Raw genomic sequence first — 20,216 nt, forward strand, 5'->3', positions numbered from 1 at the left:
AAATTAAATATTGGGGTACCGCGCTAAATACAGAATTAATATTGGCAACGAGCACATAGAATCCCGTTGCCCATTTCATCCCATCTTGACTCCAGACCATGACCACCGCCGTCTCCGCCGCGCCTGCGGCCTCCGCTTCCAGCCTGCCTTTTGGCACTTTCCAGGCCGAGTTGCTGCCGGCCCCCAGCCCGCTGCGTGCGGCCATCACCGCCGCCTATCGCCGCGACGAGCGCGAGGCCGTGCAGTGGCTGCTGCAGCAGGTCCAGGGCCAGCAGCCCTGGAAGGACGCCACCCAGCAACTGGCCAGGAAGCTGGTGCAGCAGGTGCGTGAAAAGCGCACCCGGTCCTCCGGCGTGGACGCGCTGATGCATGAATTCTCGTTGTCCTCGGAAGAGGGCGTGGCCCTGATGTGCCTGGCCGAAGCGCTGCTGCGCATCCCCGACCGCCAGACCGCCGACCGCCTCATCGCCGACAAGATCAGCAAGGGCGACTGGCGCAAGCACCTCGGTGAATCACCGTCGCTGTTCGTCAATGCCGCCACCTGGGGTCTGCTCATCACCGGCAAGCTGGTTTCCACCAGCAGCGAAAGCGGCCTCACGCAAGCCATCACGCGCTTGATCGGCAAGGGCGGCGAGCCGCTCATCCGCAAGGGCGTGGACTTGGCCATGCGCATGCTGGGCAACCAGTTCGTGACCGGCCAGACCATCGAAGAAGCGCTGGAAAACAGCCGTGACAACGAAAAGCGTGGCTATCGCTATTCCTACGACATGCTGGGCGAGGCAGCGCTGACCATGCACGACGCCGATGCCTACTACCAGTCCTACGAGACCGCCATCCACGCCATCGGCCGCGCCTCCAACGGCCGCGGCATCAAGGATGGCCCGGGCATCTCGGTCAAGCTCTCGGCCCTGCATCCGCGCTACTCGCGCGCCCAGCATGCGCGGGTGATGAATGAACTGCTGCCGCGCCTGAAGCAGTTGCTGCTGCTGGCCAAGCAATACGACATTGGCCTGAACATCGACGCCGAAGAAGCCGACCGCCTCGAACTGTCGCTGGACATGATGGAAGTGCTGGTGGCCGACCCGGACCTGGCCGGTTTCGAGGGCCTGGGCTTCGTGGTGCAGGGCTATCAGAAGCGCTGCCCCTTCGTGATCGACTACCTGGTGGATCTGGCGCGCCGTCATGGTCGTCGCCTGATGATCCGCCTGGTCAAGGGCGCCTACTGGGACAGCGAAATCAAGCGTGCCCAGGTCGATGGTCTGGAGGGCTATCCGGTCTATACCCGCAAGGTGCATACCGATCTGTCCTACCTGACCTGCGCGCAAAAGTTGCTGGCCGCCACCGATGTGATCTATCCGCAATTCGCCACGCACAATGCGCACACGCTGGCGGCGATCTATCACTGGGCCAGGCAGCATCAGGTCGACAACTACGAATTCCAGTGCCTGCACGGCATGGGCGAGACCCTGTACGACCAGGTGGTCGGTGCCGACAATCTGGGCAAGGCCTGCCGTATCTATGCCCCGGTCGGTTCGCACCAGACCCTGCTGGCCTACCTGGTGCGGCGCCTGCTGGAAAACGGCGCCAACTCCTCCTTCGTCAACCAGATCGTGGATGAAGCCGTACCGCTGGATCGCCTGGTGGCCGATCCCATCGAGACCGTGCGCTCCCAGGGCGGCATGCCGCATCCGGCCATCGCCCTGCCGCATCAGCTGTATGGCCAGGAGCGCAAGAATTCGGCGGGCATCGATCTCTCCAATGAATCACGCCTGCGACAACTGGGCGAGCTGTTCGTCTCCATGGCCCAGCGCCAATGGCATGCCGCGCCGCTGATCGCCGGCGAGATCGCTGCACAAGCCGCACAGGCCGTGCGCAATCCGGCCGATCATCGCGAAGTGGTGGGACAGGTGAGCGAAGCCACGGTGGCCGATGTCGATACCGCCCTCAGTGCGGCCACCGACTATGCCCCGCAATGGCAATCGACCCCGGCCGCCGAGCGCGCCGCCATGCTGGAACGCGCGGCCGACCTGCTGGAAGAGCACATCGCAGAACTGATGGCGCTGGCCGTGCGCGAAGCCGGCAAGTCCTTGCCCAATGCGATTGCCGAAGTGCGCGAAGCGGTCGATTTCCTGCGCTACTACGCCATCGCCTCCCGTCACGATGGCAACGTGCTGGCCTGGGGCCCGGTGGTCTGCATCAGTCCGTGGAATTTCCCGCTGGCGATCTTCATCGGCGAGGTCAGCGCTGCCCTGGCCGCGGGCAATGTGGTGCTGGCCAAGCCGGCCGAGCAGACCGCGCTGATCGCCCATCGCGCCGTGCAACTGCTGCACGAAGCGGGCGTGCCGCGCGCTGCGCTGCAATTGCTACCGGGCCGTGGTGAGACCGTGGGTGCCGCGCTGACCTCGGATGTGCGCGTCAAGGGCGTGATCTTCACCGGCTCCACCGAAGTGGCGCAGTTGATCAACCGTACCCTGGCCCAGCGCAAGCACGATGATGGCGATGGCAGCGGGGAACATGGCGAGGTGCCGCTGATCGCCGAGACCGGTGGCCAGAATGCGTTGATCGTCGATTCCTCGGCGCTGGCCGAACAGGTGGTACAGGACGTGCTGTCCTCGGCCTTCGACAGCGCCGGCCAGCGTTGCTCTGCCCTGCGCATCCTGTGCCTGCAGGAAGACATCGCCGACCGTACCCTGGAGATGTTGAAGGGCGCCATGGCCGAACTGCGCGTGGGCCGTCCGGATCGCCTCTCCACCGACATCGGTCCGGTCATCGATGCCGAGGCCCGGGAGAACCTGCTGGCCCACATCGAACGCATGCGCAAGACCGCGCGCGCCGTGCACCAGCTGCCGCTGGGCGAGGATTGCCGGCACGGCACCTTCGTGGCCCCGACCGTGATCGAGATCGACGACCTGGCGCAACTGCAGCGCGAAGTCTTCGGCCCCGTGCTGCACGTGCTGCGCTATCGCCGCGATGCCCTGCCGCAGCTGATCGACGCCATCAATGCCACCGGCTATGGCCTGACCCTGGGCGTGCATTCGCGCATCGACGAGACCATCGATTTCGTGGCCCAGCGTGCGCACGTGGGCAATATCTACGTCAACCGCAATATCGTGGGCGCGGTGGTGGGCGTGCAGCCCTTCGGCGGCGAAGGCAAGTCCGGCACCGGTCCCAAGGCCGGTGGCCCGCTCTACCTCAAGCGCCTGCAGCGCAATGCGCAACTGCACGAGGAACTGACCCGCGCGCAACCGGCGGAGCTGCCCAATGCGTTGCTGGACAGCCTGCTGGACTGGGCGCGCACGCACGGCCATGAACGTCTGGCCACCACCGGCCAGCGCTATCACCACGACAGCCTGTTGCAACGCAGCCTGTTGCTGCCCGGCCCGACCGGCGAGCGCAATACGCTGGGCTTCGCCCCGCGCGGGCTGGTACTGTGCGTGGCCGCCAGCGTCGGTACGCTGTTGAATCAACTGGCTGCGGCCTTTGCCACCGGCAATACGGTGCTGGTCGATGAGGCCACGGCGGCGTTGTTGCCGGCCGGCCTGCCCGTCCCGGTGCGTGCGTCCATCCGCCGTGCCAGCCAGCCCGATGCCGAGCCACTGCAAGCGGCTCTGGTGGACAGCCATCAGGCCGCCGCCTGGCGCGTGCGCCTGGCTGCACGGGACGGCGCGCTGGTGCCGCTGATCCTGTGCAGCGAAGATGGCGCCATCCCGCTGTGGCGCCTGCTGGCCGAGCGTGCGCTGTGCGTCAACACCACGGCCGCGGGCGGCAATGCCAGCCTGATGACCATTTCGGTGTAATCGCTCCCGCTGCCTGAGACGGGCGCCCCGGCCTTCTGGCCCGGGCGCCCGTTCTTCTTGCGGGCGTACAATATCGGCCCGGATGGCGGCCCGCGCAGTCGTGTGACTTGCAATCCGGCCGGGCAGCCCCATCTCGACAGGAATGCGGACCGGTACGTCCCTCCGCGACTCCCAGGCACATATTGAACAGAGGCAAGCATGGAACAATTTCACGGCACCACCATCCTTTCCGTCCGTCGCGGCAATCAGGTCGCGCTGGGCGGTGACGGCCAGGTGACGCTTGGCAACATCGTCATGAAGGGCAGTGCGCGCAAGGTGCGCAAGCTCTATCACGGCAAGGTCCTGGTCGGTTTCGCCGGCGGCACGGCCGACGCTTTTACCCTGCTCGACCTGTTCGAAGCCAAGCTGGAAAAGCACCAGGGCAACCTCATGCGCGCCTCGGTCGAGCTGGCCAAGGACTGGCGCACCGACCGCATGCTGCGCCGTCTGGAAGCCATGCTGCTGTGCGCGGACCGCGACACCACCCTGGTCATCACCGGCAACGGCGATGTGCTCGAACCCAATGACGGTATCGGCGCCATCGGTTCCGGTGGCAGCTACGCGCAATCGGCCGCCAAGGCCCTGTACGACAACACCGACCTGGCCCCGGCCGAGATCGTCAAGAAATCCCTGACCATCGCCGGCGAGCTGTGCATCTACACCAACCTGAACCACATCATCGAGACGCTGGAATAAGCCGCGCGGCGCGGGTTCTGCGCCCATTCCCCTGATGAATCGTCACAGCGAAAAGATCACCACCATGAATATGACTCCCAAGGAAATCGTCTCCGAACTCGACAAGCACGTCGTCGGCCAGGCCCGCGCCAAGCGCGCGGTGGCCATCGCCCTGCGCAACCGCTGGCGCCGCCAGCAGATCGAGGAGCCGCTGCGCCATGAGATCACGCCCAAGAACATCCTCATGATCGGCCCCACCGGCGTGGGCAAGACCGAGATTGCGCGCCGCCTGGCCAAGCTGGCCGATGCGCCCTTCATCAAGATCGAAGCCACCAAGTTCACCGAAGTCGGCTACGTGGGCCGCGATGTCGACACCATCATCCGCGATCTGGTGGACATCGGTATCAAGCAGACGCGCGAGCTGGAAACGCGCAAGGTCCGCACCCGTGCCGAAGATGCGGCGGAAGACCGCATCCTGGATGTGCTGCTGCCCCCGGCCCGCGATTTCGGCTTTACGCCGGAGGGCGGTGCCAGCGGCGAGAAGGACGACAAGAACACCACCCGCCAGACTTTCCGCAAGCGCCTGCGCGAAGGGGCGCTGGACGATCGCGAGATCGAACTGGAGTTGAACGACGCTGCACCGTCGATGGAAATCATGGCGCCGCCGGGCATGGAAGAGATGACCGAGCAGATCAAGTCGATGTTCTCGGGCCTGGGCAACCAGCGCAAGAAGGCGCGCAAGATCAAGATCAAGGAAGCCATGAAGCTGTTGATCGAGGAAGAGGCGGCCAAGCTGGTCAACGAGGAAGAACTGAAGCAAAAGGCCATCGCCAACGTGGAGCAGAATGGCATCGTCTTCCTCGATGAGATCGACAAGATCGCCACCCGCTCGCAGAACGGCAATGCCGACGTCTCGCGTGCCGGTGTGCAGCGCGACCTGCTGCCGCTGGTGGAAGGCACCACCGTCAACACCAAGTACGGCATGATCAAGACCGATCACATTCTCTTCATTGCATCGGGCGCGTTCCACCTGTCCAAGCCTTCGGATCTGATCCCGGAACTGCAGGGCCGTTTCCCGATCCGGGTGGAACTGGATTCGCTGTCCATTGCCGACTTCGAACGCATCCTGACCGGCACGGATGCCTGCCTCACCAAGCAATACGAAGCACTGCTGGCCACCGAAGGTGTGAAGATCGAATTCGCCGACAGCGGCATCAAGCGCCTGGCCGAGATCTCGCACACGGTCAATGAGAAGACCGAGAACATCGGCGCGCGCCGTCTCTATACAGTCATGGAAAAACTGCTGGAAGAGATTTCCTTCACGGCCGGCGAGGCCGTTGTGGATGGCCTGCGCATCGATGCCGAATATGTCAACGAGCGGCTGGGTGAGCTGGCCGTGGATGAGGACATGTCGCGCTACGTGCTGTAAGGCGATGCTGTCATGATGCCCGCTGAGGCAAGGAGAATGCGATGGCCAACAAGACCTTGGGGACGCGGCAGAAGCTGAGCTTTCGCGTCGAGCCCTCGCAATCCAGGCCGCGCAATCCGGTCGCGCTGGCGGCCCGGCAGCGCGCAGGCGGTGCCGGTGCCCATCGCAAGAATGCCTCGGCGCAGCGGCAGCAATGGAAGTCCGATCTGCTCAAGAAGCTGGTGGATATTCCCAAGGACGAGTGATTGTCCATGCACGGCTGTATAGCCAGTGCGCCCACGCTGGCAGCAAGATGTTTCAAGATGTTAGAAATCTCGGAAAGCGCCGGTAGAGATACCGGCGCTTTTTCCTTAATGCAGGCCGGTCCCGAAACTGGACCGCAAGTGCGCAATGGAAATGGACGATAAAAAAATACAACAATTGCCATTTCAATCTTTCGCTCCCGTCTAAAAAATCACTTCTATCGACCAAGGTGCAGTCACGCGCGACGAGAAGCATTAATGTTTGCCCATCCGACTGCAAGTGCGGATCCTCAAGACTATTTTTAGAGAAGGACGTCACATGAAAAAATCTCTGCTGGCACTCGCCGTTCTGGGCGCGTTCGCAGGCGCAGCCAATGCGCAAAGCTCCGTCACGATCTACGGTATCGTCGATACCGGCGTTGTCTACCAAAGCAAGGTTGCCACCACCGGCGGCACCGGCAGCAAGTTCGGCCTGAACTCGGGCGTCATCCAGGGTTCGCGTATCGGCTTCAAGGGTGTTGAAGATCTGGGCGGCGGTCTGTCGGCCGTGTTCCAACTGGAAACCGGCTTCAGCAATGACACCGGTGCTCTGGACGATTCCAAGACCAGCAACACCCTGTTCCGCCGCAAGTCGGTGGTGGGTCTGACTGGCGGCTTCGGTAGCGTGCTGGTCGGTCGTCAAACCGACTTCGCCGACACCATCTCCGCTTACACCGCCGTGCAAGACTTCGGTGGCTGGGTCAGCAACTCCGGCTCCGGCCTGGATCGCCTGCAAGGCACCCGCACCAACAACTCGATCAGCTACACCACCAACAGCCTGAACGGCTTCACCGGTAACCTGATGTACGGCTTCGGCGAAACCGCTGGCCAGACCTCCGCTGGTCAAGCCTTCGGCATCGGCGGCAAGTACGACAACGGTCCTCTGGGTCTGGGCATCAACTACTACCAGTCCAAGGCTGGTTCGACCGCAGCTGACACCTCCCTGCTGGGTGCTTCAGGTGCCAACAGTGTGGGCACCAACAGCAACGTCTCCGGTAGCACCGCTCAGAAGGTCCTGAACGTTGCAGCTTCGTACCAGTTCGGCCCGGCCCGCGTGTACGGCAACTACTCGCGCGTCAAGCAAGACCTCAACACCCAGGCCAACCTGACCAACTACGCTGGTGTCGGCTCCCTGACCAGCGTCGTCAACCGTACCCTGGCTCGTTCCAAGAAGGCTGACATCTACGAACTGGGTACTGCTTACTCCCTGAGCCCGTCGCTGAAGCTGCTGGCTGCCGTGGATCACACCCGTGCCGACTTCGACGGCGTGTCCACCAAAGCCAAGCTGACCCAAGTCAGCCTGGGTACCGACTACTGGCTGTCCAAGCGCACCGACCTGTACGCCTTCCTGGCTTACACCAAGGCTAGCGACCTGAACAATCCGGGCGTCTCCGATGCCACCGGTACCGATGGCAACCAAGGCGCCGTCGCCGTGGGTATCCGTCACAAGTTCTAATGTGACTTGAGCTGCGCCGTCTTTTTGGCGGTGCAGTCTGATGCGCAAGTGAGCAAGAAAAAGCGCCGCATGAGCTTCATGTGGCGCTTTTTTCATGCCTGAATCACACCTCCATTTTGTTAGTTTTTGTAACAGTATTTTTCTCCGTCCGCAGGAATGCGACGAATTGATCGCTTCTCCCCATTTTGTTTCGCATTGCACTCGGATTTGGTGCATGACGAAGCTCCCGGCCATGCAGGAAAGCTCATTTTCTGCACCGCAAAAAGCTCGCTTTTTGGTCGCAATAGGCTGACGAAAGCCTTACTGGAAGCGGCTCTTGCCGGATGTAAAGGAAGCGTAATAAGCTCTCTCTATCGTGCACTTTTTTGCGGCGCACTGCTCTAATGACGTGCATCATTCCGATGCATGTGGAACAGAAGCGCTTCCATAAATCGCGCCTCGCACCGCCTCAACACGCACTGGCGGACCGCATCCAAATACTTAGTTTTTGATGCACACCGGACCGACGCAGCTTGCTGCGCCGGCGGGGATTTTTTCGTCCGCAGTTTTGTGACTGCGGACTTGCTGAGAAAGGAAAAGAACATGGCAACGAGAGAAGAGCTGGCCGTCATCAAGGCCGCCCGCGCTGGCGAATCGCGCGCGCAACTGGCCCTTGGTCGGCGCTACCTCAATGGCGGCAGCGGACTGCCGCGCAGCAAGGGCACGGCGTTCTACTGGCTGCGGCGCGCTGCGCAACAGGGAGTGGACGATGCGTGGATGATCATCGGCCGCAACATCACCTACGATCAGGTCAAGGAACTGTCCTCGCCGCAGGAAGCGGCCATCTGGTATGAAAAGGCCTTCGACGCCGGCGTGCCACAGGCGGGCATCATCTTTGCGCGCCTGGTGCTGGAGCATACCGAGCAGTTCGACAGCAATGCTCATGCACGCGCCATCGCCGCGCTGTCCTTGCTGGCCAGCCGCGACGATCACGAAGCGCAATGGCTGCTGGCCCAGCAGATGCAGCGGCATGGCCAGCCGGTGGTGCCGGGTGCGCCAGCGTCGGTCGTGGAAGAAAGGCTCATGCGCGAGGCCGCACGCGCGGGCATCGAACAGGCGCAATACGCGCTGCTGGACAAGGCCTGGCATCAGGGCCAGGGCCAGGCGTTCGCGCGCGGTGCGACCATCGTGGTCAAGCGCCTGATGGAGCGCAATACGGCTGCGCTGGCGCAGCTGGACAAGGACGGTGATGCTACCGGGCTGGTCGAACTCAACGCCGAGGAAGCGACCCTCTTGCGGCGCTATGGACAGTGGCAGGCGCGCAGCACCGCCCCGGAGCTGGCGCAATTGATGCGACTGTTCGAACTGGCAGCGTTGGCCGGCGATGTCGAGGCGCGTCTGGAACTGGGACTGCTGTGCGCCAAGATCGACCGTGCGGGTAATCGCGTTTTCATGGAACAGGGCCTGGCCAATTTCAAGAAGGCCCTGCACTGGCTGGTGCTGGCCGGGGAGGGCGGTTCCGGACAAGCCTGGCATGCGCTGGCGCGTATCTATTCGCGCTCGATCTATTCGCAGCGCAATCTGCAGGTAGCCCAGCAATATCTGGAGAAGGCGGCCGAATCCGGCCTGGCCGAAGCGCAGTGCGAACTGGCGCAGATCTTCTGGCGTAATCGCCGCGACGATGTGCTGCATGATGTGAAGGCGCTCTACTGGTGGCAGCAGGCCGCAGCGCAGGGAGATGCGACTGCGGCGCAGGCGTTGCAGCCCTTCACGGCGCAGGAACACGCCCAGTCATGGGCCTGGCAGGCGCGTGCGCAGCTGGGCGACAAGCTGGGCAACAGCAATCCTTTCCTGAGCGCCCGTATCGAACTGGCCGCCACCTTTGGTCTGACCAAACCGGAAGCGCTGCTTATCGACATCAAGCAGGCTGATTACGGCCACTGCCTGGTGGTCGACATCTGTGCGCACCACGCGCGCAGCAAGCGGCGCCTGATTGCCGTCCAGACCGAAGCCCAGCGCGCGGCCATCAATCGCGTCAGCCGCCTGTTCGGCGATGTCGACTGCGGCTTCAGCGGACCCGAAGGCAATTACCGGCAGCGCCAGTATCGGCTGCGCACGGCTTTTCCGGATCTGGTGTGATGAAGCGGTGAAGCATTGAGCGGCCCGGGCCGCCTGCTGCGCCGGGTCAGTGTTGATAGATGACCTGATCGCCGTCGGCCCCGCCCTCTGGTCCGGCCTGGCCGAAGGAGTAGAGCTCATAGCGGGTGCCGTCGTCGTCGGCACCGTACTGGTAGGAATTGCCCCAAGGGTCGCGGGGCAGACGATCGACGTAGCCGCCGATCTGCCAGTTGCCCGGTACCGGGGCCCGCACCGGTTTGATCACCAGCGCCAGCAGGCCCTGGGCGGCGCTTGGATAGCGGCCATTGTCCTGGCGGTAGCGTTCCAGGCCGGCGGCGATGGCTTGCATGTCCTGCTCGGCGGCCAGCGCCTGCGGGCTGTGGTCGTGGTTGAAACGGGTCACCAGGGGTGGCAGCAGCAGTGCTGCGGCCACGGCCAGGACGGTCAGTACCAGGATCCAGCGCAGACGCGCCAGGCCACGCTGCAGGAACAGGAAGGCGGGATGTCGGAGGGATCGACGCATGAATGCTGCGGGTTTGTTGACGTGGACGGTAGGAGCCGGAAGGGCGCAAGGATCAGCGCGCCACCACTACTGCGGCGGGGCGCGCAGGCCAGTGCCGTGCCGGTTCAGGGCTTGATGGTGACCGGCACGCCGGCCTGGCTGCTGACCACTTCCGAGAGCGTGGCATAGAGCTCGCTGCCGTCACGGGTGTTGAGCCACTGGCTGCCGTCATACTTGTAGTGGAAGCCGCCCGAGCGTGCGGCCAGCCACATTTCCTGCATGGGGGCCTGGCTGTTGATGATGATCTTGGAGCCATTGTCTACGCACTCGATTTCCAGCACGTTGCCGCTGCGGCTGCATTCCACGTCCAGCTCGCTGGCGTCGCAGGCGTCTTCCAGCGCCGTCTCGATGGCGTTGAGGGTGGCGTCGGCCAGGTCCAGGAATTCCGATTCGGTCATGCTACACTCCAAGTCATTCTAAGATTTCGATGTAATCCGTCATTTTATCGTGAAGTCACACTATTCTCCCGCCCGTTGTGCAGCTTCCCTGGCGCTGTGCGCCGTCGTCGTGATGCTGGCCGGCTGCGGCCAGAAAGGCCCGCTGTACATGCCCAAGATCCCGCCCGACCCGTTCGTGCGCACCCAGCCGGCTGCGCCGGCCCAGGACAAGGCAGACACCCCGGAGAATGCGGACTCCACTGACGCCCCTGCGGCCGACACGCCCAAATGATGATGCCCGGTTGAAACATCTGGCTGCACAGGCCGGTTCCCCCATGAGGGCGGGATCGCGCCGGATTTCCCTGCAGAACTGAATTTCTGCTGATCTTTCCGCTGACTTTTCCGGATACCCATGTCCCACTTTTCCTATCGCAACGGCGCATTGCACGCCGAAGACGTCTCCCTGCAAGCGCTGGCCGAACAGTTCGGTACCCCGCTCTACGTCTATTCCAAGGCCGCCCTGGTGCAGAACTTCTCGGCCTACGCCGATGCCTGCCGCGCAGCCGGTCGTGTCGAGGGCGGCAAGGGGGGCGCCCTGGTGTGTTACTCGGTCAAGTCCAATTCCAATCTGGCGGTGCTGAACCTGCTGGGCAAGCTGGGCTCGGGTTTCGACATCGTTTCCGGTGGCGAACTGCTGCGCGTGGTGGCCGCCGGCGGCGATGCCCGCAAGGTGATCTTCTCGGGCGTGGGCAAGGGCCGCGACGAGATGAAGCTGGCGCTGGAACATGACATCCTCTGCTTCAACGTCGAATCCATCCCCGAGGTGGCGCGATTGAACGAAGTGGCCGGCGCACTGGGCAAGCGCGCGCGCATCTCGCTGCGCGTGAACCCCAACGTGGACGCCAAGACCCACCCCTACATCTCCACCGGCCTGAAGGAAAACAAGTTCGGCGTGGCCTATGAAGATGCGCTGAACTGCTACCGCGCCGCTGCCGCCCTGCCCAACATCGAAGTGGTGGGCATCGATTGCCACATCGGCTCGCAGCTGCTGGACGACTCCCCGCTGCTGGAAGCGCTGGACAAGATCATCGAGATGGTCGATGCGCTGGAAGCCGAAGGCATCCCGATCCACCACCTCGACATCGGCGGTGGCATCGGCATCCGTTACGACGACGAACAGCCGGTGGCCATCGGCGACTACCTGGCGCGCGTGTTCGCCCGCGTCGATGCCTGGCGTGCCAGCAAGTACGATGGCCGTCCGATCCAGGTCATGTTCGAGCCGGGCCGCTCGGTGGTCGGCAATGCCGGCCTGCTGCTGACCGAGGTGCAATACCTCAAGCATGGTGAAGGAAAAAACTTCGCAGTGGTCGATGCTGCCATGAACGATTTGATGCGTCCGGCCATGTATGAAGCCTGGCATGGCGTCAAGACAGTGAAGGAAAACGCCGGCCAGCCCCGCATCTACGATGTGGTCGGCCCGGTGTGTGAATCCGGCGACTGGCTGGCCCGCGCGCGCGAACTGGCCATCGGCGAAGGGGATTTGCTGGCGCTGATGTCGGCCGGCGCCTATGGCATGACCATGGCCTCCAACTACAACACGCGGGGTCGTGCGGCCGAGGTGCTGGTCGATGGCGCGCAAGCTCACCTGGTCCGGGCGCGCGAAAACCCTGCCGACCTGTTTGCACTGGAAAAGATCGTCGGCTGACGCCGGTTTGTTGTCAGTCCGCTAAGCGGCAGCCCCCGAAATGGCGGCTGCCGTTTCTTTTTGCCTATCGTTTCTTGATAGGTCGGCAAGTCCTGCCCCGTCTGCGCTACGGAATTTTTTTGCAGAGCCGCATTTTTGTTTTGCCTTTCGGAAATTTGAGCGCAAAATAGCCATCCGTCCAAAAAAACAAACGCTGCATCAAAATCGCCTGGGGCCGAATTTGCCCGACGCTGGAGGCCAGGCAACAGCCATCATGGACGTGAGGGAGCACACCAGGGCCGCCAGCGACGGCGGCCGGTAGCGCAATACAGGGGAATTCCAATGCAGCTTCTGGCACCGACAGAGGAAGATCGTGACCGGCGCGCCGCCGCAGGCGCGTCAGCAGCCGGCCACGGCATTCAATCCGGCAACACCGGCCACACCCATCATCCGGCCCGCGCAGCGATGCCGGCGCTGAGCGAGGAGGAACTCGAAGTCCGCGCCTCGCACATCACCGCTGCGGCAGTGGCCGCTGCCGCCGTGACGGCCGCAGTCGCCACTTCCGCTGCCACCGCCAGCCTGCCTTACGAGGACGATGCCGCCGACGTGGCGGCCCAGGAACCGCCTGAACCGGCCGCCCGCCGGGCGCCGCGCGGCCCCCGCACCGAACCCGAAGTGCGGGCCTCGACCCGGGGTGCCCTGCTGGTGTCCCTGCTGACTCTTACCATCATTGGCCTGGCCCTTTGGTTGGGCGGGCAGTGGCCGCATCGCGCGATCAAGCCGGTGATGCAGCAATCGCCTTCGCTGTCCAGGTCCACCCAGGTCGAGCCGGCAGCCCCGGTGGCCGGCCAGGCTGGCGCCGACGCCGCTGTCGGCGATGCGGCGCCCGGTCCTGAGGTGATCGCCCGGCTCCAGCAGGAAGCCGACGAAAAAGCCCATCAACTGGCCCAGAAGCGTGCCGCCGCCGAAGCCCGCCACCGCCGCGAGGATGCCGCCCTGGCCCTGCGCGAGCAACGCCGCCGCGAAGCCGAGGCGCAACTGGCCAATGCCCGCGCCAAGGCCGAGCGCGCCCAGGCCGCCGTCCCCGCGCCGGAGGTGGTCGAAGTGCAGCCCGCACCGACGCTGGCCGAGCAGGTCAAGCAATGCAACGCCCTGTCGGTGTTCGCCCGTGAAAGCTGCCTGTGGAAGCTGTGCAACGGCAAATGGGGCGAGAACGGTTGCCCTTCCTACGAGCACAGCAACGAAGGCGCCTGAAGCACCATTGCTGCGCTGCCGCTGCCGGCGGGGCAGCAATGTTCATCTCCCATCTACTTCCCCTGACGAAATGCTGACGCCCGCACCCTGCGGGCGGGAGCAATTCTTGCTTGCTGCACCGGCAATTCCCCGGCGCCGGCCAGCCCGGCTGTGGCCCCGTGGCGACAGATGAAAAGTCTTGCCACAAGCGGCTTTGCGCGGGGAAGTTGCCGCTATAATGCGCGTTTTTCTATTCCCCGCCCGCAAGGAAAAAGGCATGAATGCACTGCTTTGGTTCGTCGTTCTCTATTGGGTCATCTCGGTCGGCATCGGCTTGTATGCCACCCGCTACGTGAAGAGTTCGAAGGACTACGCCGTCGCCGGCCGCTCGCTGCCGATGTCGGTGGTGACCGCGACCGTCTTTGCGACCTGGTTCGGCTCCGAGGCAGTGCTGGGCGTGTCCTCGACCTTCCTCAAGGAGGGCCTGGGCGGCATCGTGGCCGACCCGTTCGGCTCGTCCCTGTGCCTGATCCTGGTCGGCGTGTTCTTCGCCAAGCGGCTCTACCGGATGAACCTGCTGACCATCGGCGACTACTACAAGAAGCGCTTCGGCCGCGCCGCCGAAATGCTGGTGACGATCTGCATCGTCATTTCCTACCTGGGCTGGGTGGCCGCGCAGATCAAGGCGCTGGGGCTGGTCTTCAACGTCGTCTCGGGCGGCTACATCCCCATGCACTGGGGCATGATCATCGGCGCGGGCAGCGTGCTCATCTATACCCTGATGGGCGGCATGTGGGCCGTGGCCATTACCGACTTCCTGCAGATGATCATCGTGGTGGTCGGCATGCTGTATATCGGATATGAAGTTTCCGGCATGGTCGGCGGTCCGGGTGTTGTCATTGCGCATGCCGCCGAGGCCGGCAAGTTCAACTTCTGGCCGGCCGCTGAACTGAAGGACGTGCTGTGGTTCTTTGCCGCCTGGATCACCATGATGCTGGGCTCGATCCCGCAGCAGGACGTGTTCCAGCGCGTAATGTCCTCCAAGAATGAAAAGGTGGCGCGCAATGCGTCGGTGCTGGGCGGTGTGATCTATTTCTTCTTCGTCTTCATTCCCATCTTCCTGGCTTATTCGGCCACGCTGATCGACCCGGCCATGGTCTCGCGCCTGCTGGAAACCGATTCCCAGCTGGTGCTGCCGACCCTGATCATGGAAAAGATGCCGGTCTTCGCCCAGGTGATGTTCTTCGGCGCCTTGCTCTCGGCCATCAAGAGCTGCGCCAGCGCGACCCTGCTGGCGCCTTCGGTGACGTTCACCGAGAACGTGCTCAAGGAAATCCGCCCCTGGAAGAACGACCGTGAATTCCTCTTCTCCATGCGCGCCGTGGTGCTGGTCTTCACCGTCGGCGTGACCTCGCTGGCGCTGAACAGCCAGTCCAGCATCTATGAAATGGTCGAGAACGCCTACAAGGTCACCCTGGTGGCCGCCTTCGTGCCGCTGGCCTTCGGGGTCTACTGGCAGCGCGCCACCCGCCAGGGTGCGCTGATGGCTATGGTGCTGGGCCTGGTGTCGTGGATCACGCTGGAATACGCCGCCCCGGACGGCCTGTGGCCGCCGCAACTGGCCGGTCTGCTGTTCTCCATCGGCGGCATGGTGGTCGGTTCGCTCATGCCTCAGGTGCTGGCCCCGGTGCCGCCCATGGTGGCGGTGCCCGCCGAGGGCAGCGTACAGTCCTGATCCTTCTTGCCTGATTGAAACGGTCGCCCGGCCTTGCCGCGCGGCCGTTTTTTCTTTTTGGGGCGGTCTCCCAGAACTGCTCGGCCAGGTGCTGTCAAAGCAATTCCAACACCCGGGTTTTCGAACTTATTCGATATTTAATTGACAATAATTCGAGATCAAGCCGGAACTTATTTGCTTTCCATCAACCTGAAAAGGCATGACTGAGCACACTCGCCCCTACGATGTGTCTGCGGACGCATTGTTTCTGGACTTCGACGGCACCCTGGTCGACCTGGCTCCCCAGCCTGAAGAGATCGTGGTGCCACCGGAGCTGATCACGCTGCTGCAGCGTATCCAGCAAGCATCGGATGGCGCGCTGGCCATCGTCAGCGGCCGTCCGCTTGATCAGCTGGATTTCTTTTTGTCGCCCTTGCGTCTGCCCGCCGCCGGTGTGCATGGCGCCGAGCGCCGCACGGCCGATGGCCGCATCCTGCAGCAGCCGGTGCCGGACGTGCATCACCTGCGCGAGCGCCTGCTGCCGCTGGTGGAGTCGCATCCCGGCCTGCAGCTGGAACTCAAGCGTGGCGCCCTGGCGCTGCACTACCGCCACGCCGCCCATCTGGAACAGCGCTGTGTGGAAACCATGATGGACGCGCTGCGCCACGAACCCGGCTTCACCCTCCTGCACGGCAAGATGGTGGTGGAAGCCAAGCCGCACATCAACAAGGGCGATGCCGTCGCCGCTTTCCTGCATGAGGCGCCGTTTCGCGGCCGTCGCCCGGTCTTCATCGGCGACGACGTGACCGATGAAGCCGGCTTTGCCATCGCCCAGGGCGAAGTCTTCGGCGGACTCGGCATCAAGGTCGGCAGCGGACCGAGCCAGGCCCGGCAGCGCCTGGACGACCCGGCCGCCGTATTGACGCTGCTGCGCCAGAGCGTGGAGGTCCGCAGCGCCAGCGCATAGAGGACACCGGACGCCCCTCCCCGCAGCACATCGCCTTCCATCAAGAAATCTGATCCATAGAACAGAACACGAGGAACCATGAGCCAGCCCAGCCCCGACCCGCAGCAAGAAGCGCAACCGCAGCCGCATTCCCAGACGCAGCACACGGAGCAACCGCACCTGGCCGCCCAGGCGCACGACATGCCCTCGACCTCATCGCTGGAATTGGGCGTGATCGGCAATTGCGCCTTCTCGGCGCTGGTGGACAAGATGGGCCGCATCGTCTGGTGCTGCCTGCCGCGCTTCGATGGCGATCCGGTCTTCAATGCCCTGCTCGACCCCACCGACAAGGGTGCGCTGTGGTCCTTCCAGCTGGAGAATTTTTCCCACAGCGAGCAGTGGTATGAACCCAATACCGCCGTGCTGCGCACCCGCCTGTACGACACGCTGGGGCAGGGCATCGAAATCACCGACCTGGCGCCGCGCTTCCAGAGCCGTGGCCGCTTCTTCCGTCCGCTGCAACTGGTGCGTCGCATCCATCCGCTTTCGGGTGCACCGCGCATGCGGGTGGTGCTGCGCCCCAAGTTCGACTGGGGCCGCGAGGAACCGCTGCAGACGCGCGGCAGCAACCACATCCGCTATGTCGGCCAGGAACAGACACTGCGTCTGAACACCGACGCGCCCATCAGCTACATCGTCGGCGAGACCGCCTTCGTGGTCAGCCGGCCCTACAACTTCATCCTCGGCCCCGATGAAACCCTGCACGGCGGCATCAACGACACCGCCCGCGATTTCGAGCAGGAAACCACCGCCTACTGGCGCAACTGGAGCCGCGCCCTGGCTACGCCCCTGGAATGGCAGGATGCCGTCATCCGCGCCGCCATCACGCTCAAATTGTCGGTGTATGAAGATACGGGCGCGATCATCGCCGCCATGACCACCAGCGTGCCCGAAGCACCGGGCAGCCAGCGCAACTGGGACTATCGCTATTGCTGGCTGCGTGACGCTTTCTTCGTGGTGCGGGCACTCAACAGTCTGTCCGAACTGGGCACCATGGAAGACTACCTGCGCTGGCTGACCAACGTGGTGGTGCGTTCCGGTGGCGGCCACGTGCAGCCCCTGTACGGCATCGGTCTGGAAGAAGCGTTGCCCGAACAGATCCTGGATCACCTGCCGGGCTACCAGCATCACCAGCCGGTGCGCGTGGGCAACCAGGCCTACGAACATTTCCAGCACGACGTCTACGGCAACATCGTGCTGGGTGCGGCGCAGGCCTTCCACGACATGCGCCTGCATCATCGCGCCGGGGCCGAGCACTTCCAGCATCTGGAAGCCGTGGGCGAACGCGCCTACGAGGTCTACAACCAGCCCGACGCCGGGATGTGGGAGCTGCGTACCCGCTCGCGCATCCATACCTCCTCGGCGCTGATGAGCTGGGCCGCCTGCGATCGCCTGGCCAAGATCGCCGCCCGCGTGGACCTGCCCGAGCGGGCCCGCTACTGGGGCGAGCGCGCCAAGGAAATCGGCGACCGTATCCTCACCGAAGCCTGGAATGAGCAACGCCAGGCCTATGCGGAAAGCTTCGGCGGCCGCGACCTCGACGCCAGCGTATTGCTGATGGTGGAAGTGGGCCTGATTGCGCCCACCGACAAGCGCTTCATCTCCACCGTCGAAGCCCTGGAAAAATCGCTCTGCGACGGCCCCTACATGCGCCGCTACGAAGCCCCGGATGATTTCGGCCGTCCCGAGACCGCCTTCAACATCTGCACCTTCTGGCGCATCGATGCACTGGCGCGTATCGGCCGCAAGGAGCAGGCGCGCGAGATCTTCCAGGCCATGCTGGATGCCCGCAACCACCTGGGCCTGCTGTCCGAGGACACGCATCCGGTCACGCGCCAGATGTGGGGCAACTTCCCGCAGACCTATTCGATGGTGGGCATCATCAACTGTGCGATGCGCCTGTCGGCATCGTGGGAGGCGGTGATCTGATGGGCAGACTCGTCGTCGTTTCCAATCGTCTCGCCGATCCCCGCAAGCCGGCTGCCGGCGGGCTGGCCGTCGCGCTCGGCGAGACCCTCAAGAAGACCGGCGGGCTCTGGTTCGGCTGGAGCGGCAAGGTCGTCGAGAACGGCACGCCCGGCGAGGGCGAACTGCGCGTCAACCAGGCCGGCCCGGTGACCCTGGCCGAACTGGACCTGTCGCAGGAAGACCATGATGCCTACTATCGCGGCTACGCCAATGGCGTGCTGTGGCCGGTGTTCCACTATCGCCTCGACCTGGCGCATTTCGAGGCGGGGCATCTGGGCGGCTATCGCCGCGTGAACCAGCTCTTCGCGCGTAAATTATTTCCGCTGCTGAAGCGCGATGACATCGTGTGGATCCACGATTACCACCTCATCCCGCTGGCCGCCGAGCTGCGCGCCATGGGCTGCGAGGCGCGCATCGGCTTCTTCCTGCACATCCCGCTGCCGCCGCCGCCGATCCTGACCGCCATCCCTTCGCATGAATGGCTCATGCGCGCGTTGTTCGCCTACGATCTGGTGGGCTTCCAGAACCATGCCGACCTGCAGCACTTCGCCCAGTACGTCCAGGCCGAAGCCACCGCCGAGCCGGTCGGCCCCAACCAGTTCCGCGCCTTCAATCACACGGTGCATGCCAATGCCTTCCCCATCGGCATCGACGTGGCGGAGTTCCAGCGGCTGGGCCAGGCCAAGGAAGCGCGCGATACCTATGAAAGCACCAAGGCCGAGTATTCGCGCCGACGCCTGCTGATCGGGGTGGACCGCCTCGATTATTCCAAGGGCTTGCCGCAGCGCATCCGTGCCTTCCGCGAACTGCTGCGCCTGTATCCGGAGAACCGCCACAGCGCCACGCTGCTGCAGATCGCCTCGCCCAGCCGCGAGGACGTGGAAGCCTACGGCGACATCCAGCGCGAGCTGGAAAGCCTGTGCGGCTCCATCAACGGCGACTTCGGCGACTTCGACTGGATGCCCATCCGCTACATCCACCGCACCGTGGCGCGCCGCCGACTGCCGGGTTTGTACCGCGCCTGCGCAGTGGCCTTGGTGACGCCGCTGCGGGACGGCATGAACCTGGTGGCCAAGGAATTCGTGGCCGCCCAGGATGCGGACGACCCCGGCGTACTGGTGCTGTCGCGCTTTGCCGGGGCGGCCGAACAGATGAAGGCCGCGCTCATCATCAACCCCTATGACACCCACGGCACCGCCCAGGTGATCCAGCAGGCCCTGCAGATGTCGCAGTCCGAACGGCGCGAGCGCCATGCCGCGCTGATGGAGAACATCCGCCAGTTTGACGTGCATTGGTGGTGCCGTGAATTTCTGGACACCCTGCGTAGCAGCCGTGCCGCCCCGGTGGAGGCTTGAGCCGGGAGGGCGAGTCGGGAAGCGGCGCGACGTGAATAAATTTTCCAAAAGACAAGTTTTTCCTGGCGCGGCGCTGCATGCCGTCGCGCCAGCGCATCGCCCGCGCGGGCAGGTTCACTAAAACTCCGCCAAAAGCCTTTATAATTCAGGGTTTTGGAAGTTTTTTGCGGAGTTTTCATGCCCATTTACGCGTATCGCTGCGAAGCGTGTGGTTTTGCCAAGGATGTCTTGCAGAAGATCTCTGACGATGCGTTGACCGTTTGCCCCTCCTGCAACAAGGACAGCTTCAGGAAGCAGTTGACTGCGGCCGGCTTCCAGTTGAAGGGTTCGGGCTGGTACGTGACCGATTTCCGCGGCAATGGCAGTGGCACGGCCAACAGCAAGGGGGCCAATGGCACCGGCATCGCCGCCTCCACCGACGCCCCCGCAGCGGCTGCCGCCGAACCGGCCGCAGCAACCCCGGCTGCTGCTGCCAGCGCACCGGCTCCTGCGCCTGCGGCCGCACCGGCTACCCCCAGCGCCAGCTAACGAGGTCTTCCTTCC

The 20,216-nt window shown here is 63.9% G+C and carries 16 protein-coding genes; 14 read left to right on the forward strand and 2 right to left on the reverse strand.

Going from position 1 to position 20,216, the window contains the following annotated elements; all coding sequences use genetic code 11:
- Window positions 1-98 precede the first annotated feature (98 nt).
- The 6 genes from putA (at window position 99) to AACH55_RS00965 (ending at window position 9,795) form a co-directional block, all read left to right on the forward strand.
- Complete coding sequence (putA, locus tag AACH55_RS00940; RefSeq protein ID WP_338717526.1) at window positions 99-3,797, forward strand: trifunctional transcriptional regulator/proline dehydrogenase/L-glutamate gamma-semialdehyde dehydrogenase; 3,699 nt, start codon at window positions 99-101, stop codon at window positions 3,795-3,797.
- A gap of 198 nt (window positions 3,798-3,995) precedes the next feature.
- Window positions 3,996-4,532 carry an ATP-dependent protease subunit HslV gene (gene hslV, locus AACH55_RS00945; protein ID WP_338717527.1) on the forward strand — a complete coding sequence of 179 codons (537 nt, stop codon included), beginning with the start codon at window positions 3,996-3,998 and terminating at the stop codon, window positions 4,530-4,532.
- A 64-nt stretch (window positions 4,533-4,596) separates the two neighbouring features.
- Complete coding sequence (gene hslU / locus AACH55_RS00950; protein WP_338717528.1) at window positions 4,597-5,940, forward strand: ATP-dependent protease ATPase subunit HslU; 1,344 nt, start codon at window positions 4,597-4,599, stop codon at window positions 5,938-5,940.
- A gap of 41 nt (window positions 5,941-5,981) precedes the next feature.
- Window positions 5,982-6,185, forward strand: coding sequence for a hypothetical protein (locus tag AACH55_RS00955; RefSeq protein ID WP_338717529.1), 204 nt, complete (start codon window positions 5,982-5,984; stop codon window positions 6,183-6,185).
- A 316-nt stretch (window positions 6,186-6,501) separates the two neighbouring features.
- The gene (locus AACH55_RS00960; protein WP_338717530.1) at window positions 6,502-7,677 is read left to right on the forward strand and encodes a porin; all 1,176 of its coding nucleotides are present in this window, start codon (window positions 6,502-6,504) and stop codon (window positions 7,675-7,677) included.
- A 582-nt stretch (window positions 7,678-8,259) separates the two neighbouring features.
- Window positions 8,260-9,795, forward strand: coding sequence for a hypothetical protein (locus AACH55_RS00965; protein ID WP_338717531.1), 1,536 nt, complete (start codon window positions 8,260-8,262; stop codon window positions 9,793-9,795).
- A 46-nt stretch (window positions 9,796-9,841) separates the two neighbouring features.
- Here AACH55_RS00965 and gspG read toward each other — a convergent pair whose 3' ends face one another.
- Both gspG and cyaY read right to left on the reverse strand, forming a co-directional pair.
- Window positions 9,842-10,297, reverse strand: a complete 456-nt coding sequence (gene gspG / locus AACH55_RS00970) for a type II secretion system major pseudopilin GspG (protein ID WP_338717533.1) — start codon at window positions 10,295-10,297, stop codon at window positions 9,842-9,844.
- Between the two features lie 104 nt (window positions 10,298-10,401).
- Window positions 10,402-10,734, reverse strand: coding sequence for an iron donor protein CyaY (gene cyaY / locus AACH55_RS00975; RefSeq protein ID WP_338717534.1), 333 nt, complete (start codon window positions 10,732-10,734; stop codon window positions 10,402-10,404).
- A 49-nt stretch (window positions 10,735-10,783) separates the two neighbouring features.
- Here cyaY and AACH55_RS00980 point away from each other — a divergent pair, with 49 nt between their 5' ends.
- The 8 genes from AACH55_RS00980 to AACH55_RS01015 all read left to right on the forward strand — a co-directional run bounded on the left by AACH55_RS00980 (window position 10,784) and on the right by AACH55_RS01015 (window position 20,201).
- Window positions 10,784-11,005, forward strand: coding sequence for a lipoprotein (locus AACH55_RS00980; RefSeq protein ID WP_338717535.1), 222 nt, complete (start codon window positions 10,784-10,786; stop codon window positions 11,003-11,005).
- A 120-nt stretch (window positions 11,006-11,125) separates the two neighbouring features.
- Window positions 11,126-12,418, forward strand: coding sequence for a diaminopimelate decarboxylase (lysA, locus tag AACH55_RS00985; RefSeq protein WP_338717536.1), 1,293 nt, complete (start codon window positions 11,126-11,128; stop codon window positions 12,416-12,418).
- Window positions 12,419-12,739: 321 nt separating this feature from the next.
- Entirely contained in the window at window positions 12,740-13,651 is a 912-nt protein-coding gene (locus tag AACH55_RS00990; protein ID WP_338717537.1) for a phage tail protein, read from the forward strand.
- Between the two features lie 256 nt (window positions 13,652-13,907).
- Window positions 13,908-15,365 carry a sodium:solute symporter family protein gene (locus tag AACH55_RS00995; protein WP_338717538.1) on the forward strand — a complete coding sequence of 486 codons (1,458 nt, stop codon included), beginning with the start codon at window positions 13,908-13,910 and terminating at the stop codon, window positions 15,363-15,365.
- 199 nt (window positions 15,366-15,564) lie between these two features.
- Window positions 15,565-16,311: a trehalose-phosphatase gene (gene otsB, locus AACH55_RS01000; RefSeq protein WP_338717539.1), complete on the forward strand. Its 747-nt coding sequence runs from the start codon at window positions 15,565-15,567 to the stop codon at window positions 16,309-16,311.
- 78 nt (window positions 16,312-16,389) lie between these two features.
- On the forward strand, window positions 16,390-18,279 hold the full coding sequence (locus tag AACH55_RS01005) for a glycoside hydrolase family 15 protein (RefSeq protein WP_338717540.1): 1,890 nt from the start codon (window positions 16,390-16,392) through the stop codon (window positions 18,277-18,279).
- Window positions 18,279-19,673: an alpha,alpha-trehalose-phosphate synthase (UDP-forming) gene (gene otsA / locus AACH55_RS01010; RefSeq protein WP_338717541.1), complete on the forward strand. Its 1,395-nt coding sequence runs from the start codon at window positions 18,279-18,281 to the stop codon at window positions 19,671-19,673. Before AACH55_RS01005 ends, otsA begins: the two co-directional genes overlap by 1 nt.
- Window positions 19,674-19,850: 177 nt before the next feature.
- The gene (locus AACH55_RS01015) at window positions 19,851-20,201 is read left to right on the forward strand and encodes an FmdB family zinc ribbon protein (RefSeq protein ID WP_338717542.1); all 351 of its coding nucleotides are present in this window, start codon (window positions 19,851-19,853) and stop codon (window positions 20,199-20,201) included.
- Window positions 20,202-20,216 lie beyond the last annotated feature (15 nt).

The sequence above is a fragment of the Herbaspirillum sp. DW155 genome, assembly GCF_037076565.1.
Taxonomy (GTDB): domain Bacteria; phylum Pseudomonadota; class Gammaproteobacteria; order Burkholderiales; family Burkholderiaceae_D; genus Herbaspirillum.

Bases quoted from the DNA above. Each gene is read 5' to 3' on its own strand.
- putA (WP_338717526.1), top strand. From the start codon at position 99: ATGACCACCGCCGTCTCCGCCGCGCCTGCGGCCTCCGCTTCCAGCCTG.
- AACH55_RS01015 (WP_338717542.1), top strand. From the start codon at position 19,851: ATGCCCATTTACGCGTATCGCTGCGAAGCGTGTGGTTTTGCCAAGGAT.
- AACH55_RS01005 (WP_338717540.1), top strand. From the start codon at position 16,390: ATGAGCCAGCCCAGCCCCGACCCGCAGCAAGAAGCGCAACCGCAGCCG.
- hslV (WP_338717527.1), top strand. From the start codon at position 3,996: ATGGAACAATTTCACGGCACCACCATCCTTTCCGTCCGTCGCGGCAAT.
- lysA (WP_338717536.1), top strand. From the start codon at position 11,126: ATGTCCCACTTTTCCTATCGCAACGGCGCATTGCACGCCGAAGACGTC.
- AACH55_RS00995 (WP_338717538.1), top strand. From the start codon at position 13,908: ATGAATGCACTGCTTTGGTTCGTCGTTCTCTATTGGGTCATCTCGGTC.
- AACH55_RS00990 (WP_338717537.1), top strand. From the start codon at position 12,740: ATGCAGCTTCTGGCACCGACAGAGGAAGATCGTGACCGGCGCGCCGCC.
- AACH55_RS00955 (WP_338717529.1), top strand. From the start codon at position 5,982: ATGGCCAACAAGACCTTGGGGACGCGGCAGAAGCTGAGCTTTCGCGTC.
- otsB (WP_338717539.1), top strand. From the start codon at position 15,565: ATGACTGAGCACACTCGCCCCTACGATGTGTCTGCGGACGCATTGTTT.
- cyaY (WP_338717534.1), bottom strand. From the start codon at position 10,734: ATGACCGAATCGGAATTCCTGGACCTGGCCGACGCCACCCTCAACGCC.
- hslU (WP_338717528.1), top strand. From the start codon at position 4,597: ATGAATATGACTCCCAAGGAAATCGTCTCCGAACTCGACAAGCACGTC.
- otsA (WP_338717541.1), top strand. From the start codon at position 18,279: ATGGGCAGACTCGTCGTCGTTTCCAATCGTCTCGCCGATCCCCGCAAG.
- AACH55_RS00960 (WP_338717530.1), top strand. From the start codon at position 6,502: ATGAAAAAATCTCTGCTGGCACTCGCCGTTCTGGGCGCGTTCGCAGGC.
- gspG (WP_338717533.1), bottom strand. From the start codon at position 10,297: ATGCGTCGATCCCTCCGACATCCCGCCTTCCTGTTCCTGCAGCGTGGC.
- AACH55_RS00965 (WP_338717531.1), top strand. From the start codon at position 8,260: ATGGCAACGAGAGAAGAGCTGGCCGTCATCAAGGCCGCCCGCGCTGGC.